At 74.0% G+C, this 21,559-nt stretch carries 15 protein-coding genes; 7 read left to right on the top strand and 8 right to left on the bottom strand.

Annotation, left to right across the window (positions count from 1 at the left end; all coding sequences use genetic code 11):
* Window positions 1-55 precede the first annotated feature (55 nt).
* The 3 genes from ACSMXW_RS25115 (at window position 56) to ACSMXW_RS25105 (ending at window position 6,894) form a co-directional block, all read left to right on the top strand.
* Entirely contained in the window at window positions 56-3,172 is a 3,117-nt protein-coding gene (locus ACSMXW_RS25115) for a lysylphosphatidylglycerol synthase domain-containing protein (protein ID WP_485799565.1), read from the top strand.
* Between the two features lie 268 nt (window positions 3,173-3,440).
* Window positions 3,441-5,027 (top strand): alpha/beta hydrolase, encoded by a 1,587-nt coding sequence (locus ACSMXW_RS25110; protein ID WP_485799563.1) that lies wholly within the window; start codon window positions 3,441-3,443, stop codon window positions 5,025-5,027.
* A gap of 277 nt (window positions 5,028-5,304) precedes the next feature.
* Entirely contained in the window at window positions 5,305-6,894 is a 1,590-nt protein-coding gene (locus tag ACSMXW_RS25105; protein ID WP_485808291.1) for an alpha/beta hydrolase, read from the top strand.
* Between the two features lie 231 nt (window positions 6,895-7,125).
* Here ACSMXW_RS25105 and moeZ read toward each other — a convergent pair whose 3' ends face one another.
* The 7 genes from moeZ to ACSMXW_RS25070 all read right to left on the bottom strand — a co-directional run bounded on the left by moeZ (window position 7,126) and on the right by ACSMXW_RS25070 (window position 17,011).
* Window positions 7,126-8,304, bottom strand: a complete 1,179-nt coding sequence (gene moeZ / locus ACSMXW_RS25100) for an adenylyltransferase/sulfurtransferase MoeZ (RefSeq protein WP_485799561.1) — start codon at window positions 8,302-8,304, stop codon at window positions 7,126-7,128.
* 163 nt (window positions 8,305-8,467) lie between these two features.
* Window positions 8,468-9,214, bottom strand: a complete 747-nt coding sequence (locus ACSMXW_RS25095; RefSeq protein ID WP_485799559.1) for a spherulation-specific family 4 protein — start codon at window positions 9,212-9,214, stop codon at window positions 8,468-8,470.
* A complete protein-coding gene (locus ACSMXW_RS25090; protein ID WP_485799557.1) occupies window positions 9,202-10,179 on the bottom strand; it encodes an NAD-dependent epimerase/dehydratase family protein in 978 nt (325 codons plus the stop codon). Before ACSMXW_RS25090 ends, ACSMXW_RS25095 begins: the two co-directional genes overlap by 13 nt.
* Window positions 10,180-10,281: 102 nt before the next feature.
* Window positions 10,282-11,574: a hypothetical protein gene (locus ACSMXW_RS25085; protein ID WP_485799555.1), complete on the bottom strand. Its 1,293-nt coding sequence runs from the start codon at window positions 11,572-11,574 to the stop codon at window positions 10,282-10,284.
* A 313-nt stretch (window positions 11,575-11,887) separates the two neighbouring features.
* Window positions 11,888-14,158, bottom strand: coding sequence for a DUF3492 domain-containing protein (locus tag ACSMXW_RS25080; protein ID WP_485799553.1), 2,271 nt, complete (start codon window positions 14,156-14,158; stop codon window positions 11,888-11,890).
* Window positions 14,159-14,423: 265 nt separating this feature from the next.
* The gene (locus ACSMXW_RS25075; protein ID WP_485808289.1) at window positions 14,424-15,872 is read right to left on the bottom strand and encodes a DUF3152 domain-containing protein; all 1,449 of its coding nucleotides are present in this window, start codon (window positions 15,870-15,872) and stop codon (window positions 14,424-14,426) included.
* Between the two features lie 167 nt (window positions 15,873-16,039).
* The gene (locus ACSMXW_RS25070; RefSeq protein WP_485799551.1) at window positions 16,040-17,011 is read right to left on the bottom strand and encodes an alpha/beta fold hydrolase; all 972 of its coding nucleotides are present in this window, start codon (window positions 17,009-17,011) and stop codon (window positions 16,040-16,042) included.
* A 334-nt stretch (window positions 17,012-17,345) separates the two neighbouring features.
* Between ACSMXW_RS25070 and ACSMXW_RS25065 the strand changes: the two genes are divergently transcribed.
* From ACSMXW_RS25065 to ACSMXW_RS25050, 4 genes are all read left to right on the top strand, one after another.
* Entirely contained in the window at window positions 17,346-17,588 is a 243-nt protein-coding gene (locus tag ACSMXW_RS25065; protein ID WP_485799549.1) for a hypothetical protein, read from the top strand.
* 504 nt (window positions 17,589-18,092) lie between these two features.
* Window positions 18,093-18,734, top strand: a complete 642-nt coding sequence (locus ACSMXW_RS25060; protein WP_485799547.1) for a TetR/AcrR family transcriptional regulator — start codon at window positions 18,093-18,095, stop codon at window positions 18,732-18,734.
* Between the two features lie 538 nt (window positions 18,735-19,272).
* Complete coding sequence (locus ACSMXW_RS25055) at window positions 19,273-19,500, top strand: DUF3107 domain-containing protein (protein WP_485799545.1); 228 nt, start codon at window positions 19,273-19,275, stop codon at window positions 19,498-19,500.
* Window positions 19,501-19,850: 350 nt separating this feature from the next.
* Window positions 19,851-20,114, top strand: coding sequence for a hypothetical protein (locus tag ACSMXW_RS25050; RefSeq protein ID WP_485799543.1), 264 nt, complete (start codon window positions 19,851-19,853; stop codon window positions 20,112-20,114).
* A 250-nt stretch (window positions 20,115-20,364) separates the two neighbouring features.
* Here ACSMXW_RS25050 and ACSMXW_RS25045 read toward each other — a convergent pair whose 3' ends face one another.
* Window positions 20,365-21,141, bottom strand: a complete 777-nt coding sequence (locus ACSMXW_RS25045; protein WP_485799541.1) for a ferritin-like fold-containing protein — start codon at window positions 21,139-21,141, stop codon at window positions 20,365-20,367.
* Between the last annotated feature and the right edge of the window lie 418 nt (window positions 21,142-21,559).

The following is a 21,559-nucleotide window of genomic DNA, read 5'->3' as shown; positions in this document are numbered from 1 at the left end:
CGTCCCCGGGGACACCGGACGAACCGGCGCGAAGGACATCCCGGAGGTGGCCACCATGGCCAGCACGGCCGGTGCGGCCGACGGCCCAGGGCCGTGGGGCGCGGGCGGCGCGGGCGGTCCCGGCGGCGACGCCGCCGACGGCCTTCCCGGCCCCGGGATGACCGGCCCGGGGGGCGCCCACCAGGCGGACGGCGGCGCCCGCCGACCGGACCACGGCGACGCCCGGGACGCCGACCGTGGCGAAGGTCACGCCCGCCGCCGGGCCGGCGCCCACCAAGCCCCCCGCGGCGGTCCCCCGGACGAGGATTCCCCGGAACGCCCGGGCGGCGCGCACGACGCGTTCCTGGGCGGGTCCCACGACCCGGACCGCGGCGACCGGACGGCCGGCCGAGGCACCGACACAGGCACCGGCGGGCCCGGCGGCGACCACACCGCCGAGGGCACTGCCGAGGCCCCTCCCGGCCGCCCCTCCGGCGGTGCGCACATCGACCAGGTGGAGGGCGACGAACCGCTCCTCCCCGCGCGCGTGCACCGCCCTTCCGACCTGATGCGGTTCCTGATCGGCGTGCTCGCCATCGCCGTCCTGCTCGCGATCGCCGCATTCGCGCACGGCACCACCTCGGGGCTCGAACAGGACATCAACAAGGGCACCGGACAGGCCCCCGACCTGCTGATCAGGTTCGCGGGGCTGGCGTCGAGCATCGCCGTGCTCCTCGTGCCGGTCGCGTTCGCCATCGAGCGGCTGATCAAACGCGACGGACTGCGGATCGCGGACGGCGTGCTGGCCGCGGTGCTCGCGCACGGCGTGACGCTGGCCACCGACCTGTGGGTGGCCAAGGGGGCCCCGCCCTCCATCAAGGAGGCGCTCACCCAGCCGTCGCCGGGCGACCTCCATGCGCTCACCGACCCCGTGCACGGCTATCTGGCGCCCGTCATCGCCTATATGACGGCGGTCGGCATGGCCCGCAGACCGCGCTGGCGCGTGGTGCTGTGGGTGGTGCTGCTGCTCGACGCGTTCGCGATGCTCGTCACCGGCTACACCACACCGTTCTCGATCATCCTCACCGTGCTGATCGGCTTGACGGTGGCGTACGGCACGCTCTATGCGGTCGGTTCGCCGAACGTGCGGCCCACCGGCCAGACGCTGCTCGCCGGGCTGCGGCGGGTGGGGTTCCACCCGGTGCGCGCGGCCCGCGAGGAGCCGCTGCCGAGCGAGACCGTGGACACCGCGGAAAGCGGCGACCGCGGCAGGCGGTACTTCGTCACCCTGGAGGACGGCCCGCCGCTGGACGTGACGGTCGTCGACCGCGAACAGCAGGCCCAGGGGTTCTACTACCGCGTCTGGCGCCGTCTGACCCTGCGCGGCATCACCACCCGCAGCAGCCTCCAGTCCCTGCGTCAGGCGCTGGAGCAGGAGGCGCTGCTCGCGTACGCGGCCATCTCGGCCGGGGCCAGGGCACCCCGGCTGATCGCCACCTCGGAGCTCGGCCCGGACGCCGTGATGCTCGTCTACGAGCACACCGGCGGCCGCACCCTGGACTCGGTACCCGACGAGGAGATCACGGATCCGGTGCTGCACGACGCCTGGCGGCAGGTGCAGGCCCTCCAGTCCCGCCGGATCGCCCACCGACGGCTGGCGGGCGACGCGATCCTGGTGGACGAGGCCGGACGGGTGATCCTCACGGACCTGCGCGGCGGGGAGATCGCGGCGGGCGACCTGGTGCTGCGCATGGACATCGCCCAGTTGCTGGCCACCCTGGGGCTGCGGGTGGGCGCCGAGCGCGCGGTGGCTTCCGCGGTGCGGGTCCTGGGGCCCGACGCGGTCGCCGACTGCCTGCCGCTGCTCCAGCCCATCGCGCTGACCCGGGTCACCCGGAGCACGCTCCGCAGGCTCGCGCGCGAGCGGTCGCAGCGGGAGCGCGAGGCGGTGCTCGATGCCTCCCACAAGGCGAGGTCGACCCGCCCCGAGGAGACGGAGCACGCCCAGGCCGCCGGGGGCCGGACGGTCGCCGAGGACCGGACGGTCGCCGAGGACCGGACGGTCCCCGCGGAGAGCACGCAGCGGCGTCCCACCGTCGACAAGACCGTCGACAAGAAGGCACTGCGCGCCGAGCGGCAGGCCGAGAAACAGGCCGTGGAAGAGGCCCTGGAGAGCGCCCGCGAAGACGACCTGCTGAGCCAGATCCGGCAGCAGGTGCTGCGGATCCGCCCACAGGCGCCGGTGGAGCCGGCCCGCCTGGAGCGGATCAGGCCGCGCACCCTGGTGAGCTTCATCGCCGGCGCCATCGGGGCGTACTTCCTGCTGTCGCAGCTCACCCACATCGAGTTCAGCAGCCTCTTCGCCGAGGCGCACTGGGGCTGGGTCGCCATGGCCGTGCTGTTCTCCGCGCTGAGCTACTTCGCGGCGGCCATGAGCCTGCTCGGCTACGTGCCGGAGAAGGTGCCCTTCCTGCGCGCGGTCGCCGCCCAGGTGGCCGGTTCCTTCGTGAAGATCGTGGCGCCCGCGGCGGTCGGCGGTGTGGCCCTGAACACCCGTTTCCTCCAACGCGCGGGCGTGCGCCCCGGGCTCGCGGTGGCCAGCGTCGGCGCGTCGCAGCTCTTCGCGCTCGGCAGTCACCTCGTGATGCTGCTGGTCTTCGGCTATGTGACCGGCACCGAGAAGACGCCCTCCCTGTCGCCGTCCCGCACGGTCATCGGGGGCCTGCTCACGGTGGCGGTGCTCGCCCTGGTGGTGACGTCCATCCCGTTCCTGAGGAAATTCGTGGTCACCCGGGTGCGGTCACTGTTCGCGGGCGTGGTGCCCCGGATGCTGGACGTACTGCAACGCCCGCAGAAGCTGCTCGCCGGCATCGGCGGCACCCTGCTGCTGACGGCCGCGTTCGTGATGTGCCTGGACGCGTCGATCCGGGCGTTCGGGAACGACCAGGCCTCCCTCAGCCTCGCCAGCGTCGCCGTCGTCTTCCTGGCGGGCAACGCGCTCGGCTCCGCGGCGCCCACCCCGGGCGGCGTGGGCGCGGTGGAGGCCACGCTCACGGTCGGCCTGATCGCCATCGGCCTCCCCAAGGAGGTCGCGGCCCCCGCGGTGCTGCTGTACCGGCTGCTGACACTCTGGCTGCCGGTGCTCCCCGGCTGGCTGTTCTTCAACCACCTGACCAGAAAGGGCGCACTCTGAAGGCCGACCCGAAGCAGCGCGCTCCGAGTACCCGGTAATCGCAGAGGGCCCGGTGATGCGGCCACACCCGGACGACTCCGATGACGGGCCCACACACCCGGACGGGCTCCGGTGACGGACTCCTGCCCGGCCGGGCCACACACCCGGACGGGCTCCGGTGAGCCGGCCATACACCCGAGCGGCCGCCACCCGCCGCGTATCGCCCGGGTGTCACCCGCACGGCCCGCGGCCCCGCGCGGACGCCACCCGCCAACCGCAGGATGAAGGCATGCCGAAGCCCTCGCCGCTGCGCACCGCGACCCTGGCCACCGCCTCCGTCCTGCTCTCCGCCTCCCTGGCGGCCTGCGGCGACGCGCGAGGGGCCGGGAGCGGGCCCGGCGGCCGGCAGCTGCCGGGCGGCCAGGGGGATGACCTGGCGGCGCAGAAGCTTCACTGGCGGGACTGCCCGGCGCCGTCCGAGGCCCAGGGCGGCGGGCCGTCCCCGTCGCCGCTGCCGCACGGCGGCACCTGGCAGTGCGCCACCATGAAGGCCCCGCTCGCCTGGAGCAGGCCCAGGGGCGACACCACCGACCTGGCCCTGATCCGCGTGCGGGCCAGCGGCCCCGCGGACCGGCGCATCGGCTCCCTGCTGTTCAACTTCGGCGGCCCCGGCGGCTCGGGCGTCACCACCCTGCCCGCCTTCGGCAACGACTACGAGAAGCTGCGCACCCGGTACGACCTGGTGAGCTTCGACCCGCGCGGGGTGGGCCGCAGCGCGGGCGTGCGGTGCGAGAACGACCGCCAGCTCGACGCCTACTTCCAGCAGGACTTCACCCCCGACACCGGCACCGAGGAGACCCGGCTGCAGCAGCGCACCAGGGCCTTCAACGGCGCCTGCGAGCGGCACTCCGGGCGGCTGCTGCCACACGTGGGCACCACGGACGCCGCCCGCGACCTGGACCTGATGCGCCAGGTCCTCGGCGACCGGAAGCTGTACTACTTCGGCATCTCCTACGGCACCGAGCTCGGCGGCGTCTACGCCCACCTGTTCCCGAGGCGGGTGGGCCGCGCCGTCTTCGACGCCGTCGTCGACCCCACGCAGACCCCCGCGCAGAGCTCCCTCGGCCAGGCACGGGGCTTCCATCTGGCCTTCGGCAACTACGCCCGGGACTGCGCCGACAGGGCCGGCGGCTGCCCCGTGGGCGACGACGAGCAGGACGTCGAGCGGCGCATCGCCGCCCTGCTGAAACGCCTCGACACGAAGCCGCTGCCGGGCATCGGCGCACGCACGCTCACCCAGACGGCGGCCACCAACGGCATCGCCCAGGCGCTGTACTCCAAGGACTTCTGGGACTACCTCACCGAGGGCCTGGAGGAGGCCTACGACGGCAACGGCAGCGTCCTGATGATGCTGTCCGACTCGATGAACGGACGGAACCAGGACGGCCACTACAGCAACGTCCAGGCCGCCAACGTCGCCATCAACTGCGCCGACGACAGGCAGCGCTACACCCGGGCCCAGGTGCGGGAGCGGTTGCCGGCCTTCCGGCGGGCCTCGCCGCTGTTCGGGGACTACCTGGCATGGTCCATGCTGAGCTGCACCGACTGGCCCGTGCGCGGCGCCGCGGCACACCCCGACGTGCGCGCCCCCGGCGCCCCGCGGATCCTCGTCATCGGCAACACCGGCGACCCGGCCACCCCGTACCGGGGCGCGCGGCGGATGGTCCGGAGCCTCGGCGGCGGCGTCGGCGTGGAGCTGACGTACCGGGGCCAGGGGCACGGCGCGTACGACAGCGGGGACAGGTGCGTGCAGAGCGCGGTGAACGGCTACCTGCTGGACGGCAAGGTGCCACGGACGGGGACGGTGTGCTCCTAGTGCCGCAACAGGCAACGTTCGCCCCGTCGCGACGCCCGGCACGCCCTCTCGCCGCACCGGCCGAAAGCCCAAGTACATCCAGTACGAGGACTTCCGGCCGGCACACCGAGAGCACGCACCGGACGCCGCTCCTTGACGGGCAAACGTCGCCTGCCGCGACACTAGAGTGGCGGCGACCATGAGCACCGAGCGGCGGTCCGCGCCCGCTGTCAGTGGCCCCGCCTACTATGACGTGACGGTCTTCCGTGCGGAGGACGGGCGCGAGGGGGGCGGGTTCATGAGGCGTTTCGGGAAGCCGGCGGCGGCCCTGCTCGCCGCTGCTCTGCTGCTCTCCGGCTGCGGCTCCGGCGGGGGATCCGACCGGGCATCCCGCGCGGGCGGCACCACGGGAGCGGACCGCGCCGGGCCCTCCGCGTCGGCGAGCCCGGCGCCCCGCCGGTCGGCGAGCGCGGTGCCGACGTCCGCCCTGCCGGCGTCCCTGACCGGCCAGAGACTGCACTGGGGCCGCTGCACCGGGGACGGCGGCGTGCCGCCCGGCGGGCAGTGGCAGTGCAGCACCATGAAAGCCCCGCTCGACTACGCCAAGCCGGGCGGCAGGACGATCGGCATCGCGCTGATCCGCGCGAAGGCCACCGGCCCCGCGGACCGGCGCATCGGCTCCCTGGTCTTCAACTTCGGCGGGCCCGGCGGCCCGGGCGTCTCCATGCTGCCCTCCTTCGCCGACCTGTACGGCACCCTGCGCACCCGGTACGACCTGGTCAGCTTCGACCCACGGGGCGTCGGAGCCAGCGAGGGCGTGCGCTGCCGTACCGACCGACAACTGGCGACATCGGAGTCGGTCGACCTCACCCCGGACACCCCCGCGGAGGAGAAGGCGTACTTCAAGGACGCGGCGGACTTCGGTGCCGGCTGCGAGCACAGCGCGGGCTCGCTGCTGCCGCACCTGTCCACCACCGAGACGGCCCGCGACATGGACCTGATGCGCCAGGTCCTCGGCGACCGGACGCTGCACTACTTCGGCATCTCCTACGGCACCGAGCTCGGCGGCGTCTACGCCCACCTGTTCCCCAAGAGCGTGGGCCGCGCCGTCTTCGACGCCGTCGTCGACCCCACGGCGGACTTCGTGGGCGAGGAGAAGAACCAGACCCGCGGCTTCCAGCGCGCGCTGGACAACTACCTGGCGTCCACCGGCCAGGACCCCAAGAAGGGCACCAAGAAGATCGCGGCCCTGCTGAAGCGCCTGGACGCCAAGCCGCTGCCCGCCGCGGGCGGCCGGAAGCTGAACCAGTCCCTGGCGCTCACGGGCATCAGCATCACTCTGTACAGCAAGCAGACCTGGCCCCAGCTGACCACCGGCCTTCAAGCCGCCGAGCGGGGCGACGGCACCCAGCTCCTACGGCTCGCCGACGCCTACAACGAGCGGGGCTCGTCCGGCCACTACGGCACGGAGAGCCACTCCCAGCGCGCCATCGACTGCCGGGACAGCAGGCAGCGCCCGACGCCCGAGCAGGCCAAGCGGAATCTGGGGGCGTTCCGGGCGATATCCCCCGTCTTCGGGGAGATGCTCGGCTGGGACTCGGCAGGCTGGTGCTACCGCTGGCCGGTGCCGGGGCTCGTGGACACTCCGGACGTCCGCGCGGCCGGCGCCCCGCCCATCCTGGTCGTCGGCAACACCGGCGATCCGGCCACTCCCTACGAGGGGGCCCGGAGGATGGCCGACGAGCTGGGCAAGGGCGTCGGCATCGAGCTCACCTGGAAGGGCCAGGGCCACGGCGCGTACGGCAGCGGCAGCAGTTGCGTGGACGGCACGATCGACGACTACCTGCTGGACGGCACGGCGCCCCACGACGGCAAGGTGTGCTCCTGACCCGTGTCCTGAACCGGGCTCTCGACGGCTGTCCCGAGCCCAGTCCTCGACCCGTGCCCGGAAGCCGCTTCCCGCCCGTGCCCTGAACCCGTCGTCCCGACCCGGCACGGCCGCCCGGCGCGCGGCGCCCACCCCGCACCCCCCGCACACGACGGCGCGCCCCGCGGGAGACCACCCGCGAGGCGCGCCGCACCCCGGAAGTGCACCGGGCTCACGCCTGGCTCACTCCGGCTAGTACACCGGCTTCTCCGGCTCGATCTGGTTGACCCAGCCGATCACTCCGCCGCCGACGTGCACGGCGTCCGCGAACCCCGCGGACTTCAGCACCGCGAGGACCTCCGCACTGCGGACACCCGTCTTGCAGTGCAGGACGATCTTCTTGTCCTGCGGGAGCGAGCCGAGAGCGTTGCCCATCAGGAACTCGTTCTTCGGGATCAGCTTGGCGCCCGGGATGGAGACGATCTCGTACTCGTTGGGCTCGCGGACGTCGATGATCTCGATGTTCTCGCCGTCGTCGATCCACTCCTTGAGCTGCTTGGGAGTGATCGTCGAACCGGCCGCCGCCTCCTGGGCCTCCTCGGACACGACGCCGCAGAAGGCCTCGTAGTCGATGAGCTCGGTGACGGTGGGGTTCTCGCCGCAGACGGCGCAGTTCGGGTCCTTGCGGACCTTGACCTGGCGGTACTGCATCTCCAGGGCGTCGTAGATCATCAGGCGGCCGACGAGGGGCTCGCCGATGCCCGCGAGGAGCTTGATGGCCTCGTTGACCTGGATGGAGCCGATGGACGCGCAGAGCACGCCCAGCACCCCGCCCTCGGCGCAGGACGGCACCATGCCGGGGGGCGGGGGCTCCGGGTAGAGGCAGCGGTAGCAGGGGCCGTGCTCGGACCAGAAGACCGAGGCCTGGCCGTCGAAGCGGTAGATCGAACCCCACACGTACGGCTTGTTCAGCAGCACGCAGGCGTCGTTGACCAGATAGCGGGTGGCGAAGTTGTCGGTGCCGTCCACGATCAGGTCGTACTGGGCGAAGATCTCCATCACGTTGGAGGAGTCGAGCCGCTCCTCGTGCAGGACGACCTTCGTGTAGGGGTTGATGCCCTGCACGGTGTCCCGGGCGGACTCCGCCTTGGAGCGGCCGACGTCCGCCTGGCTGTGGATGATCTGCCGCTGCAGATTGGACTCGTCGACCTCGTCGAACTCCACGATGCCGAGCGTGCCCACCCCCGCCGCGGCGAGGTACATCAGGGCCGGCGAGCCGAGGCCGCCGGCGCCGACACAGAGCACCTTCGCGTTCTTCAGCCGTTTCTGCCCGTCCATTCCCACGTCGGGGATGATCAGATGACGGGAGTACCTGCGGACCTCGTCTACGGTGAGCTCATCTGCTGGCTCTACCAAGGGTGGCAGCGACACGGAGACCTCGTTCGGGGGCTGGTCGGGCGTATCGGTACGTCGATACTTCGGCTTCAGTGCTTCATCTCTTCATTGCTGCGGTGCCTCAATGAAGTCCCCCGCTCGGCCGTGACCGACTGAGCCGGGGAAATTGTCATATCCGACAACACTGCCACGCCCCGGTTCATTCCGAGACACCTCGTCCGATGAGCGAGACGAGCTCATCCCAGTACCCGGGCATCGCCTCCCAGGGTGACGCGCCGCCCCTGAGCTGGGTGCGGTCGGTGAAGAACACCGTGGCCGCGCCCTGCCAGCGCGCGATGCGCAGCGCCTCCTCCAGGTGACCGCGCGGGAGCCCGTACACAAAGTGGCAGAACCTGCGGGCCGGGTGGGCGGCGGTCCACTCCGCCGCCTGTGACCAGCGATAGTCTCCCCAGGACCCCGTGAACGTCACCAGCTGGTCGGCGATCTCCGCATAGCCGGGGCTGGGGTGCCGGCCATGCCCGAGGACCACATGCGCGCCGGGCACCAGCGCGCGCAGGGCGCCCGCCAGGCGCCGCACGCCGGGCAGCGCGGCGGGCTCGCCCGGACAGCGGTCCAGCAGGAAGCCCCCGACGCGGTACCAGTCGGCGTAGCGGTGCACATCGCGGACGAGCTCCGCGAAGGGCCGGGTGCCCTGGGCGAGGTCGAGGTGGCCCAGCACGTCCACGCCGGTGTTCCTGAGCCGGCCCGCCGCGTCCAGGCAGTGCGGGTCGGGCCGGACGCCCGGGCCGTTCGACACGTTCAGCGCGACCCAGTGCAGCGGGATGCCGGGGCGGGTCAGCTCGGCCCACTCGACGGGGGCGACCAGGGGGTGCGCATAGCCGGGGACACCGACGCCGAGGGTGACGGCGCTCGCGGTGCCCGGCGCCGAGCGGCTCAGATGCGGCATGCCGCCTCCATCCAGATGTCGGCGAGGGACTCCTCCAGGCTGATCCGGGGCCGCCAGCCGAGCCGGTCGCGTGCGGTGCGCACATCGGCCTGCTGCCAGCTGCCGCAGCCGTCCGGGTAGGGGAAGGCGGGCGGCAGGGGATGGTCGTGCTCGGTGCGGGGGTGGCCGATGACGGGGCGCATGGGGCCGTGGCCCGGGTGGACGTGGCCGTGGGTGTCCAGCTCGTGCAGGGCGCCGCCGTAGCCGGCGACCCGGGCGAGCACGGCGGCGGCGTCGCGCAGCCGTACCGCCCGCCCGGAGCCGATGTTGATGATGCCCTGCGCCGCGGAGAGGGAGGCGGCGTGGACGGCGCGGGCGACGTCGCGGACGTCGACGAAGTCCCGCTGCACGCCCAGGCCGCCGAGTTTCAGCTCGCCGTCGCCGGACTGCATGGCGCGGCGCATGGCCTCGGCGAGCCGGCCGAGCGGGGAGCCGGCCGGGGTGCCGGGTCCGGCCGGCGAGAACACCCGCAGCACGACCGCGTCGAGGCCGGAACCGAGCACCAGTTCCGTCGCGGCGAGCTTGCTCACCCCGTAGGGGCCGCCGGGCCGGGGCACCGCGTCCTCGGCCGTGGAGGAGCCCTGCTGGCTGGGGCCGTACTCGGCGCCGCAGCCGAGCTGCACGAGGCGGGCGCCGCAGCCGCTGCGGCGCAGGGCCTCGCAGACGGTGGCGACGGCGACCGTGTTGTGCCGGATGAGGTCGCGCGCGCCGCCCCGGGTGGCGCCGGCGCAGTTGACGACGACGCCGGGGTGGACGGCGTCCAGGAAGCGGGTGAGCGCGCCGGGGCTGCCGGTGGCGAGGTCGAACCGTACGTCCGCGTCGTCGCCGCGGCCGAGTGCGGTGAGCTGGACGGCGGGGTCGGCGAGCAGCCGGTCGGCGACGAATCTGCCGAGGTATCCGCCCGCTCCGATCAACAGCACCCTCATAGGGCAACCCTCCGGGCGAGCTCTCGGGCGAGGGTGGTGGTCATCTGCTGTACTCCTTCAGGGGTGGTGCGGTGATCGTGGGGGGAAGCCCGCTGTGTCGGGTCACGCGGGCTCCGTCGGGGAGTGGGCCGAGGCCCGGGTGAGGGTGCGGCCGGCGTGCACCAGCAGCACCAGGGCCGCGGTGCCGCAGGCCACGGCGGGCACGGCGCCGGGCCCCGCGACGGCGGCCGCCTTCGCGACGGGGACGGCCAGCAGGGCGCAGCCGGGCATACGGGCCGCCAGGACGGCGGCGAGCGCGAGGACTTCGGTACTCCCGGCGGCGGCGAGCAGCAGGGCGGGAGCGCGGGTGAAGCCGTACACCGTGAGCAGCCGGGCCAGCATCAGCAACGCGCCCAGGGCGACCGCGCCGGCGTACCCGGGGTGCTGGTGGAGGGCTGCCGCGGTCAGCGCGAGCAGCAGGCCGAGGGCGCACAGGTACAGGGCGAGGACGGCCAGGAGCAGGGGCCGCGACCGGGCGGTGAACTCCGCCAGGTCACGGCTGCGGTCGATCCGGCGGGTGGCTCCGGCGGCGAAGAGGCGTGCGCAGCAGGCCGCCGGGAGCACGGCGAGCGCCAGGGCGAGCACGGCCGCGGTGGCCGGGCCGGGGGCGCCCGGGGGCAGGCGCCAGGGCTCGGGGACGGGCGAGCCGTGCGCGAGCGCGGCCAGCGCGTGGGGCAGCGTCCTGCGTGCCGCGTCCAGGTCCGGGCCGCCCGCCAGGGCGGTGTCCAGCAGCGCGTCGCCGAGCAGTGCGTAGCCGATGAGGAAGCAGGTCCACGCGCGCGTGGACCACCCCGGGCGGTGCCGGGCGCGCAGGGGCCCGCGGCGGAGGGCCGTCCCGAGCGAGAACGCCGCGGCGAGGGCGCCGCCCGCTGCCACGGCGAGCTGTGCCCGGCCGCCGGTCAGGCGGAGCGCGGCCAGGGTGAGCGCACAGGCCCCCGCGGGGAGCAGCGCCGCGGTCAGCCAGGCGACGTAGGCGGCGGTGGTGCGCACCCAGGCGGGAGCCGTCCAGGCGAGTCGGCGCCGGGCGCGCGCGCCGGGCGTGGCGGCGTTCCGCAGCGCCGGGTCCGGCTCGCTGCCGCGTGCCACGCGCGCGTACATCTCCTCCGCGAGGGAGAAGACGTCCCGGTGCCGGAAGCGCACGGCCATGCGGTCGGTGATCCCGGCCGCCTCCAGCCCGGCGGCGACCTCCAGAGGATCGACGGCACGCTCGCACAGGTCCCGGTGCCGGTGCAGCAGCGCCTTCACCGGGTCACCGGCGCCGCGCCGGGCCCGGGTGCCCCGCACCGGCGCGGTCGCCGGCGCGACCGCGGAGCCGGGCACCGGGGTACGCGCCGGGGTACGGGACTCGGGGGTCATCGCGCCGCCTCCGTCAGCCCGGCACTGCGGGCCCGCGCCCACCCGGCACTGCGGGCCCGCGCCCACCCGGCACGCCACGCCCGTCCCGCGCCCAAGGGGGCTGTCGGGGGCACCGCCCCACGGCCCGTGACGGCACCCCGCACGCCCATCACGGCCACGACCACGCCCACGGCCCGCCCGTCCCGCTCGCCCTCCGCGACATGGCCCTCGCCCACACGACCCTCGCCGACACGACCCTCGCCGGCATGGCCCGCTCCGGCACGGCCCGCCCCGTATGGCCGCGTCTCCGCCACGCACGGCCGGTTCGCACCGCTCACCGTGCCACCTCCCGGGTGGCCCCTGTCTCCGCACGTGCGTGCCTGGGCAGCGCCTGCTCCGCCGGCAGGGCTGTCCGGGGGCGCGCGGCCTCGGCCCGCGGCCTTTCCCCCTCCGGCGCCTGCGCGCGGACGGAGCCGACGTGGGCCGCCTGTGCCTGGGCGGATGCGGCCACGGCGACGCCGGAACGTGCCCGGGCCGACCGGGTCCGGTCCCACGGGCCCGGTGCCGGGGCCGGAGCGTCGGCCGCCTCCGCGCGGGACGAGGCTGCCGCGACGGGTCTTTGATGCCCGGCGTGCGCGCCCCTGAGCCCCGCGGGCTCGTCCGGCTCACGGGCCCAACTCGGCCGGTGGTGCCGGACCACCCCCTTCGGCACCGCGCCCGGCACCGTGCCCCGCCCTCCGTTCGGCGTCCCCGCAGGCGTCGTCGGCACCGTCCCCACGGGCGCTTCCGCGGGCACCACGGGAGACGTCCCCGCGCGTGTCCTCCGTGGCCAGTCGGCCGGTACGCGGGCCTCGGCCGGCACGGCGAAGGGGCGGGGCCGGGCGGGGCCGCCGGCGGTGCGGCGCCCCGGCGCGGTGCACTGGGCGACGATGTCGAGGTAGATGCCGTGGAAGGTGAGAACGTTCTGCTCGGTACTGAAGAGTTCGAGCGCCCGTGCACGCGCCGCGGCTCCCAGCAGCGCGCGCCGGGCCGGATTGCGCAGCAGCGAGACGCACGCCTCCGCGAGCGCCCGGGGGTTGCGCGGGGGTACCACCAGGCCGGTGCCGCCGATCACCTCGACGACCGCGCCGACATCCGTGGAGACCGTGGCGCGCCCGGCGAACATCGCCTCCACCAGCCCCACGGGGAAGCCCTCCACCGCGCTGGACAGCACGACGACGCTGCCAGCGGCGTAGGCCTCGGCGAGGTGCGCCGCACCGGGCCCGGCCGGCTCCTCGAAGGAGACCGGGTTCTCGCCGGCCGAGTGCCGGTCCTCCGCCTCGTCCGGAAAGAGCTGCGCGGCGAGCGCCTTGCAGTGGGCGGTGTACTCCGCGGCGCCCGGGGCCTCGGCGGGCCCGCCGACGATCCTCAGCCGGGCGCCCGGCTCGGCTCTGCGGACCTCGGCGAAGGCATGCAGCAAGGACACCAGGTCCTTGCCGGGCTCGATCCGGCCAATCCAGACGAGCGCCCCGGGCTCCCCGGCGTCGCCGCTCTCGCCCACCTCGGCGAACGGCGAGGCGTCGATGCCGGGATGCACGGTGCGCAGCTTGGCCCGCTGCGCACCGCAGCGCTCCTGCCAGCGCCGCACATGGGCGTTGCCCGGCGTGATGCAGGCGGCCTGCCGGTAGGCCTCCACGGCCAGCCGGCCGTGGAAGGCGGCACCCAGGGCGCGCACGGGAGCGCTGGCCGCTGCCCCGGCGAGGTACGTCTCGCGCAGCGCCACCCCGTACTCGGTGAGCAGCAGGGGCACGCCCGCGACGTACCGGGCCAGCAGGCCGGGCACGACGGCCGCGCCACCCGAGGCGGCGTGGCAGAGGTCGACCGCACCCAGGTCGCGGTCGCCGTACCAGTCGAGCGAAAGCGGTCTCAGAAGGCGCTCGATCCCGGCGACAGCAGTAAGGAGGTCGGTCACGCGCGCCGTGCGCGCCGCACGCAGTGCGCCGGGCGCACGGCAGGCGCGTTCCAGGGCGCGGACCGCGAGATCGGAGCGGAGCAGCCCGGCCGGGGCGCCCTCCTCACAGGCGAACGCGGCAAGGCCGTACAGGGCACCGGCGAAACGGTCCGCCTCGGTTTCGGTGGCGTCGCCTCCGAGGACCCCACCACGGGCTCCGCCGCGGACCCCGTGCCCTGCCGCAGCCCGTCCTGAGGCGGCGGTTCCGTGCCCCGGGGCGGGATCGGACACGCCCCCCGCCCCCGCCGGGCCGGCGACCGGACGCCCGGCGGAGGCCCGGGCACCGCCCTCCCGGGATGGTGCAGTCCCGGCCTGCCCCTCGGCGCAGACGGCCGCGACCAGTTCCGCGTAGCACTCGGCGAACCTGCGCCGGGCGCGGCGGCCGTGGCGCAGGGCGGGGAGTTCCTCCGGCGGGACCCACAGGGGAGCGGTACGCACCCGGTGGACGTTGCCGGGCAGGCGGAGCCGGCCCGCACCCTCCTGCGGGGCGCTCCGGCTGAGCGCGTAGACGTCGAACTCGTGCTGCCCGAGCCCGCGCACCAGCCGGTCGCACCAGAGCCCGGTGGTACCGCGCACATACGGATAGCCACTCTCCGTAAGGAGTCCGATACGCACGGATACACCCCGATCTTCCTCCTGATGAGCCGCCCTCGGTTCTGCGGCTCACGGCGCGACGAACGGTATGCGGACAAGCCGGTGGCGCGATGGACGGTTGTCCATCGCGCCACCGGAAGGGGTGAATGCGCGTAACTTTCCGGAGCGAACGGCGTTTCGCCGCATGAGCGGTTCCGAGCGGCGCCGCCGAGGCCGGCCCTCACTCACCGGGAGCGGCCCGGGTCCTCACGTGCCGGCCCGGGCCCTCACGCGCCGGGACGGGCCCTCACGCGCCGGGGAACGGCCAGGGGTTCGGCTTGCAGGTGATCCCGTCGTAGGTGAGGAACTTCGTCTGCTGCTGCATGACCGGTGCCAGCGAGCCGTTCTTCGTGCAGACCACGTGGTTGAAACCGAGCCGGTGACCGACCTCGTGGTTGATGAGCATCTGGCGGTAGGGGTGGATGGCGTTGCCGTACGTCTTGGCGCCCTGGGCCCACCGGTAGGCGTTGATCATCACGCGGTCGGTGGCCGCCGAGTCGCAGGAGACGTTGTCCTCCGTGGTGTCGAGGCCGGACTTGGCGCACCAGGTCGCGGTCGTCCCCGGACTGGCGAGGGTGATGACGAAGTCCGGCTTTCCGGAGGAGACGCGCTCGAAGGTGCGGCCGCCGCCGTGCGCCCAGCTGCGGTCGTCGTTGAGGGTCTTCTGGACGGCGTCCGCGAACAGCGCCCCGTCCAGGCCGAGGCCCTGCTCGACGTCGACGCGGTAGCGGTAGAGGCGCCCCTTGCCCGGGGCCTTGGCGAAGCCCGGGATGGCGGCGAACTTCCCGGACGCCTTCAGCGTCGCACCGAGCGGGTACTTCTTGCCCATCTTCTGGTCGTACGTCAGCGGGGCGGGCGCCGGGGCCGGCTGGGCACTCGCCCGGCGCTCCCTGGAGCGGGACGGGGAGTCGGCCGTCCCGCGTTCCTCGCCGGCCGACTGCGCGGTGGCCGAGCCGTCGTGCCGCCCCTCGGTGACCTGGCCCGCCACGATCATGGCGAGGACGGTGGTGACCGCGGCGGCGGCGACACCGGCGAACGCGCGCCCCTTGGCCGCCTTGGCCCCGCCGGCCGGCTCCGCGCCGTCCGCACTCCCGGTCCGCGCCGCCCCGGGGCCCGCCCCGGACGCGGACCCGGCGGACACCGCGGTGGCGTCGGCAACGGTCTCCGGGTCGGCACTCAGCGTCTTGGAGGCGGCGGTCTCGGTACCAGGCGTCCGGCGCGGTGTGACGGCATTCACATCATCATCATTGCCATGGGCCGCGGCACGATCATCGTCAAACGCGTCGATGTACTCCTGACGGGGGCCCGACGTCCGCGGCCCCGGGATGTGCGTGCCGACGATCCGCGGACCCGGTACACGAGGGCCGCCGCCCGCCCCTGGCTGCATGTCACCGGCCGCGGGCGGCCCGGCGGCGGGTCCCTGAAGGCCGGGGAAGGAGCCCGTGCCGTAGGTCGGGCTGCTGGCCGGTCGGGCGTCGTCCGGACGGCCTCCGCCGCCCGGGCGGCCTCCGGCGGGACTCCCCTCCGCGCCCGGCCGGGGGGACGGCTCGGGCGGCGCGGCGCCCGTCGCGCCCCAGCCGCCGCCCGGCTCCCTGTGCTCCGGGTGCCCGCCCCGGGCCTGCGCCGGGCCGCGCCACGGGGCGCCGGGGCCGGCGGGAAGCGGCGTCCCGCGCGCGGGAGTGGCGTTCGGGGGCACCTGCGGGATGCCGTGCTGGGGGGTGTCCTGGGGGTCGGTACCGGGCTGCCGGGTGCCGTCGGACCGCCTGCGCCGGCCGGAACCGGACGCGCCGGGGACCACGGGCGTGCTGCCGGTGTCGCCATTGTCTGCCGGTCCTCGGCGGCTGTGCCGTCCCACGCGTCGCTTCAGCTCCCCATTCCGCCACGCTCTTCGGTGTCCGCGAGGAACTCACGGACGGCCCGCGCGACCGTGTGCGGGTACTCCATCATCGCCACATGCCCGGCGTCGGGCAGCGTCAGCAGCCGTGAGTCACGGAACGCCCGCGCCGCCTTGCTCGCCATACGGTACGCCACCAGGCGATCTCTTCCGCCGTAGATCAGCAGCGTCGGGGCGAGCACGCGTTCGGCCTGGCGCCACAGGCCGTGCTGGCCGCCCAGCGTGTAGGCGTCGACGATGCCGCGTGCCGAGCGGGTCATCGCATCCCAGAAATAGGGCAGTTCGAGTCTGCGTTCAAGCTCCTGCACCGCGGCCCTGAACGCCTCCGGCGTCACCCGTGAGGGGTCTCCGTAGCAGAGCCCCATGACGCCGCGGACCCGCTGCTCGGGAGTCCAGTCCCGGCTCAGCCACCGGAAGAAGCGGGTCATGCCGGGAATCGCGAGCAGGGCGGTCGGCACGGCGTCGCGCTGTACGCGCAGCTCCGGAAGCGCCGGTGAGACCAGGGTGAGCGTACGGACGAGATCGGGGCGGAGGGCGGCGACTCTCGTGGTGATCGAGCCGCCCATGGAGTTGCCGAAGAGGTGCACGGGGCCGCGGCCCTGGGAGTCCAGGTAGCGGATCACGGCGCGGGCATGCCCGGTGATGGAGTAGTTGCCGTCGTCCGGTGGGGGCGAGTCGCCGAAGCCCGGGAGGTCGATCGCCTCGCCGTCCACCGCCTCGTCGAGGAGGGGCATCAGCGCGGACCAGTTCTGCGAGGAGCCGCCGAGCCCGTGCACGTACAGCGCGGGCGGCAGGCCCGTGGTCGCGGGCGGGCGGGAGCGCACCGCGAGCGTGAGCCCGACCAGGCCGACCGAGCGCATCCGCTCACCATCGGCGACCGTGCCCACGACGGGAGCGGCAGCGGCGGCGGCAGGCGCGGAAGGCAGCTCGGTCGAAGACATGCCGCAATGTTACGAGACGATCACACCGCTGTTCGTGCGTTCGCCGTCACAGACCGGCATGGCATTGCGGGAAGGCGTCTCCTAGGCTCGAAGGGAAGACCGCACGGAGGCGGAGCGGGCAGCGGCGAACAGCCGCGGGCCCGCGAAGAGAGCAGCTTTAGGCTCGTCCGCGCATCATCGGCGAGCTGAGCGGGCACCCGGTGAGAACGGGTCGTACGGGCACCCGGTCAGGGCACGCTCCACGGCGCGCGCTCACGACAACAGGAAACGGCAAGGACACGCACCGGGCACGCGCACGGCAGGAAGCGCGTTCACCCGCCGGGGAAGAGGAGAGATGACGGTCGATCCAACCGACCCCGAGATCTTCGAGGACGACATCGATATCAGCGAGGACGAGGACGAGGAGCCCGGCGAGGTCTCCCTGGAGGCCCCTGAGGCCGACGCCGCGGAGCAGTATGCCGATCTCGCGCCCGGCGAGGAGTTCGTGCGGCCGGAAGGGATCCCGCTCGACGCCGACGAGGCCGATCTGGCGGAGCAGTCCCGGATCGTCGACCTCGACGAGGACGACTACCGCTAGGGCGCGCCCGCTCACGGCGCGTGCGACGGCAGACGGGTGCGCGCCACCGGGCGTGCGCGGGCTCGGGTCTCGGGCGTGCGCGGCTGGTAGGCGCGGCGCGGGTCGGGTGTGCGGCGCTCGAAGGCTCGTGCGTCGCGCACCCCATGGGCGTAGCGCGCGGAAGACGCGTGTGGCGCGCACGGAGCACGGCCGGGCACGGCAGGACCGGCCTCCCGGGCCGTGACGGACAGTGCGAGAGGCGTGTGCGGGGCGTGACCGACCGGTCGGTCGCCGGCGGGCGGCGATCGGAGGCGATCTGCGTCACACGCCGCTCACAGCTTCCCCACAGACCCCGACTGAAAGCGCTTCCGGACAGTCTGACCTGCCCGTGTTTGATGCTCTCTATCCGTGTTTCGCTGCTGTCCGATCCGTGAAATTCTGCGCTCGCACCGCGCACACCACGGTTACCGAAAAGTACGATGGCGACGTGGCGCACACGGCGCTGGGACGATTTTGGGAGGCGGCGTGACAGCCATCGAGCAGACAGAGGCGGCTCGCCCGCGGGGCACCCGCCTACCGCGCCGCGCGCGGCGCAATCAACTGCTGGGCGCCGCACAGGAAGTCTTCGTCGCCCAGGGATACCACGCGGCCGCCATGGACGACATCGCCGAGCGCGCGGGCGTCAGCAAGCCGGTGCTCTACCAGCACTTCCCCGGCAAGCTCGACCTCTACCTGGCGCTGCTCGATCAGCACTGCGACGCGCTGCTGGAGTCGGTGCGGACCGCTCTGGGGTCGACGACCGACAACAAGCAGCGGGTGGCGGCCACCATGGACGCCTATTTCGCGTACGTGGAGGACGAGGGCGGCGCGTTCCGCCTGGTCTTCGAGTCGGACCTGACCAACGAGCCCGCGGTGCGCGAGCGCGTCGACCGGGTCAGCCTGCAGTGCGCGGAGGCCATCTCCGAGGTGATCGCCGAGGACACCGGCCTCTCCAAGGACGAGTCCATGCTGCTCGCCGTGGGCCTGGGCGGCGTCTCCCAGGTGGTGGCGCGCTACTGGCTGTCGAGCGAGAGCAGCATGCCGCGCGACAAGGCGGTGCAGTTGCTGACGTCTCTGGCCTGGCGCGGCATCGCGGGCTTCCCGCTGCACGGGGAGCAGCACCACTGACGGGACCGGTTCGGCCCCGGCCGGTTTCGGGTCCGTCACGGGTCCGGTCCGCCCCGGGGCGGGTCCCGACCTCCGGGCGGCCGGGGCCGTCCGCGGCCAGCGGCCCTTGCGGGCCGGGTTCGCCCCTTGCGGGCGGATCCGTCCCCCTGCGGGCGGGGGCCCCGGCGGGCCGGGCAGCCCCTTTCGGGCAGTGGCGATCCGCGGCTTTCGCCGGGGCTGGTCGCGCAGTGCCCCGCACCCCTTCCAGGCGGGGCCGCGCCCCGACAGCGGCGTGCACGGCGCGCACCCACGGCTTGGTCTCCTCCGGCAATCCCCGCTTTCGTCGGGACCGATCACGCACTTCCCAGCGCCCCTTCCGGGCAGGACTGCGCCCCGACAGGGGCGTGCGGTCGTCGCTGCGCGCACCCGCCGTTTGTTCCCGTCCGTTGTTCGCTACCGGCGTTCCGGGGCAGGGGCTTCCGGTGTCTGCGCCGGGCTAGTGTGTGCTGGTACGGCGCGGACGGCCGCGCACATCACTGACCGTCGGAGGGACAAAGCCGTGGAGGTCAAGATCGGCGTGCAGTACGCGCCCCGCGAGATCGTTCTGGAGAGCGACCAGAGCGCCGAAGAGGTCGAGAACGCGGTGGCGGAGGCGCTGTCCGGCAAGGCACAGCTTCTGAGCCTCGTGGATGAACACGGCCGCAAGGTCCTGGTCCCGGCCGAACGCCTCGCCTACGTGGAGATCGGCGAGCAGGCGGCACGCAAGGTGGGCTTCAGCGCCCTGTGAGCCCAGGGCGTGCGGCGCCCGTGCGCGCCCGGCGTGCGGCGTCTCCGGAAGGCCGGCGCGCGGCACCTTTACGCGACTCGGGGTGCGCCTCGGGCTCCGACGCCGTCAGGCGTCCCCAGACATCCACCGGAACGGTCCGGCGGTCCCAACCGCCGGGCCGTTCCGCTGTGTTGGGCATGGTCGCTGGACGGGCGCGAGGCGCGGGATCCACGTCTCCCCCACCGCATCCGCGTTCGACTCCATGGCGGAAGCGCACATTCCGCACAGGGAGGATTGCGCTCCGCAGCGTCGGGGTAGACCGGCTAGGACCGATTTGCACCTTGGCCGCAACCGTGGTGAAAGGACGACGGATGATCTTGGAAGCGCTGGCCTCCGGACTTCTCGGCCTCGCCCTGGCCTGGGCAGCCGTCCGGCGCCTGCCGCACCGCCTGCCGTCCCGCACACTCGTGCTGCCGACCGGCACGGCCGGCGGTCTCTTCGGGGCGTTCGTGATGCGCTCGGCCCTCGGACCCGGCCATGCGATGGCCACTCTCATCGGGGCGGTCGCCGTCGCCGCGGCGCTGCTCTCGCTCCTGCTGCGCACCGGCCGACTGCGCCCCTCGGCTTCGGCGTAACGGTCCGGCACACGCGCCGGCACGGGGCGTCCGCCCCCGGGATGCCCGCCCCCCGCCGGCACGGGGTCCCCCGCCGGCACGGGGTCCCCCACCGGCACGGGGTCCCCCACCGGCACGGGGTCCCCCACCGGGCACGCGGTCATCCACCGGGCACGCGGTCATCCACCGGGCACGCGGTTCACCCGCCGGCCACGGGTGTCCACCGGCCCCGCGCCGCGCGTCCCGCGCGCAACGGAGACCGGTACCGGCACTACGCCGCGAGCCCCAGCGCGGCCATCCTCTTGGTGTGCGCCTCCGTGATGCGGGAGAACATACGGCCGACCTCCGCCAGGTCGAACCCGTCCGCGACGCCGCCGACCAGCATGGTCGACAGGGCGTCGCGGTCCGCGACCACCCGTTGCGACTGCGACAGCGCCTCGCCCATCAGCCGCCGCGCCCACAGTGCGAGACGCCCGCCGACCCGCGGCTCCGCCTCGATCGCCGCGCGTACCTTCTCGACGGCGAAGCTGGCGTGCCCGGTGTCGTCGAGCACCGCGAGCACCAGGGAGCGGGTGTCCGCGTCCAGCCGGGCCGCGACCTCGCGGTAGAAGTCGCTCGCGATCGAGTCGCCGACATAGGCCTTGACCAGGCCCTCCAGCCAGTCCGACGGTGCCGTCTGGCGGTGGAAGCCGTCCAGCGCGGCGACGAACGGCTCCATCGCCTCCGTGGGCTGCGCGCCGATCGCCGCGAGACGGTCCCTGAGCTGCTCGAAGTGGTGGAACTCCGCCGATGCCATCTTCGCCAGCGCCGCCTTGTCGGCGAGCGTCGGCGCCAGCTTGGCGTCCTCGGCCAACCGCTCGAACGCCGCCAGCTCCCCGTAGGCGAGCGCACCGAGGAGGTCGACGACGGCGGCGCGGTACTGCGGATCGGCCGAGGCACGGTCCCAGTCCTGGGCGGCGACCGCGGTGGGTTCTTCGGGCGCGCCCGCGGGCTCGGCGGGCGTGTCGGCGGAGGTCTCGGGGTGCTCGGGCGTGGTCATAAACCGCACAATAGCCCGCCTGCCGCACCGTGGAAGGGCCTGGTCAAGCACTGTGATAACGGCGACGTGCCGCATTCGGCCATGGCGCATGCGGCATTACGGGGTATGGTGTATGAAGCCTGCGGTGCACTCCGTGGGCGAAAAGAGTATCCGCAGCTCGATTCACAGCATGGGGATGCGCACAGAACGAGGATGCCCGGTCGGTGGCCCGATCGGCTCCGACCAGACAGCCCTCCGGGCCGGAGGCCACGCGGCAGCCGGCAGAGGAGGGGCCCTCAGCGGTACGAGCGCTAGAGCGTCGGCAGTGGTCCCGTGTCACCCGGCCAGCCTCGTAGGCGGCCGGCGGTTCTACGGCACGGTCACGACCCCCAGCGTTCGCCTCGCACCGCTTCTCACAGAAGAGGCAGCACCCTGATTACCGAGCACA

Source organism: Streptomyces sp. DSM 116793 (assembly GCF_057320905.1).
The sequence above is the reverse complement of the archived record's forward strand: the minus strand, read 5'-3'. Positions and strand labels throughout refer to the sequence as shown.

What these genes read in the sequence shown, in the direction of transcription:
- ACSMXW_RS25115 (WP_485799565.1), top strand. Translation starts at nt 56, where the DNA reads ATGGCCAGCACGGCCGGTGCGGCCGACGGCCCAGGGCCGTGGGGCGCG.
- ACSMXW_RS25110 (WP_485799563.1), top strand. Translation starts at nt 3,441, where the DNA reads ATGCCGAAGCCCTCGCCGCTGCGCACCGCGACCCTGGCCACCGCCTCC.
- ACSMXW_RS25105 (WP_485808291.1), top strand. Translation starts at nt 5,305, where the DNA reads ATGAGGCGTTTCGGGAAGCCGGCGGCGGCCCTGCTCGCCGCTGCTCTG.
- ACSMXW_RS25095 (WP_485799559.1), bottom strand. Translation starts at nt 9,214, where the DNA reads ATGCCGCATCTGAGCCGCTCGGCGCCGGGCACCGCGAGCGCCGTCACC.
- ACSMXW_RS25090 (WP_485799557.1), bottom strand. Translation starts at nt 10,179, where the DNA reads ATGAGGGTGCTGTTGATCGGAGCGGGCGGATACCTCGGCAGATTCGTC.
- ACSMXW_RS25085 (WP_485799555.1), bottom strand. Translation starts at nt 11,574, where the DNA reads ATGACCCCCGAGTCCCGTACCCCGGCGCGTACCCCGGTGCCCGGCTCC.
- ACSMXW_RS25070 (WP_485799551.1), bottom strand. Translation starts at nt 17,011, where the DNA reads ATGTCTTCGACCGAGCTGCCTTCCGCGCCTGCCGCCGCCGCTGCCGCT.
- ACSMXW_RS25065 (WP_485799549.1), top strand. Translation starts at nt 17,346, where the DNA reads ATGACGGTCGATCCAACCGACCCCGAGATCTTCGAGGACGACATCGAT.
- ACSMXW_RS25050 (WP_485799543.1), top strand. Translation starts at nt 19,851, where the DNA reads ATGATCTTGGAAGCGCTGGCCTCCGGACTTCTCGGCCTCGCCCTGGCC.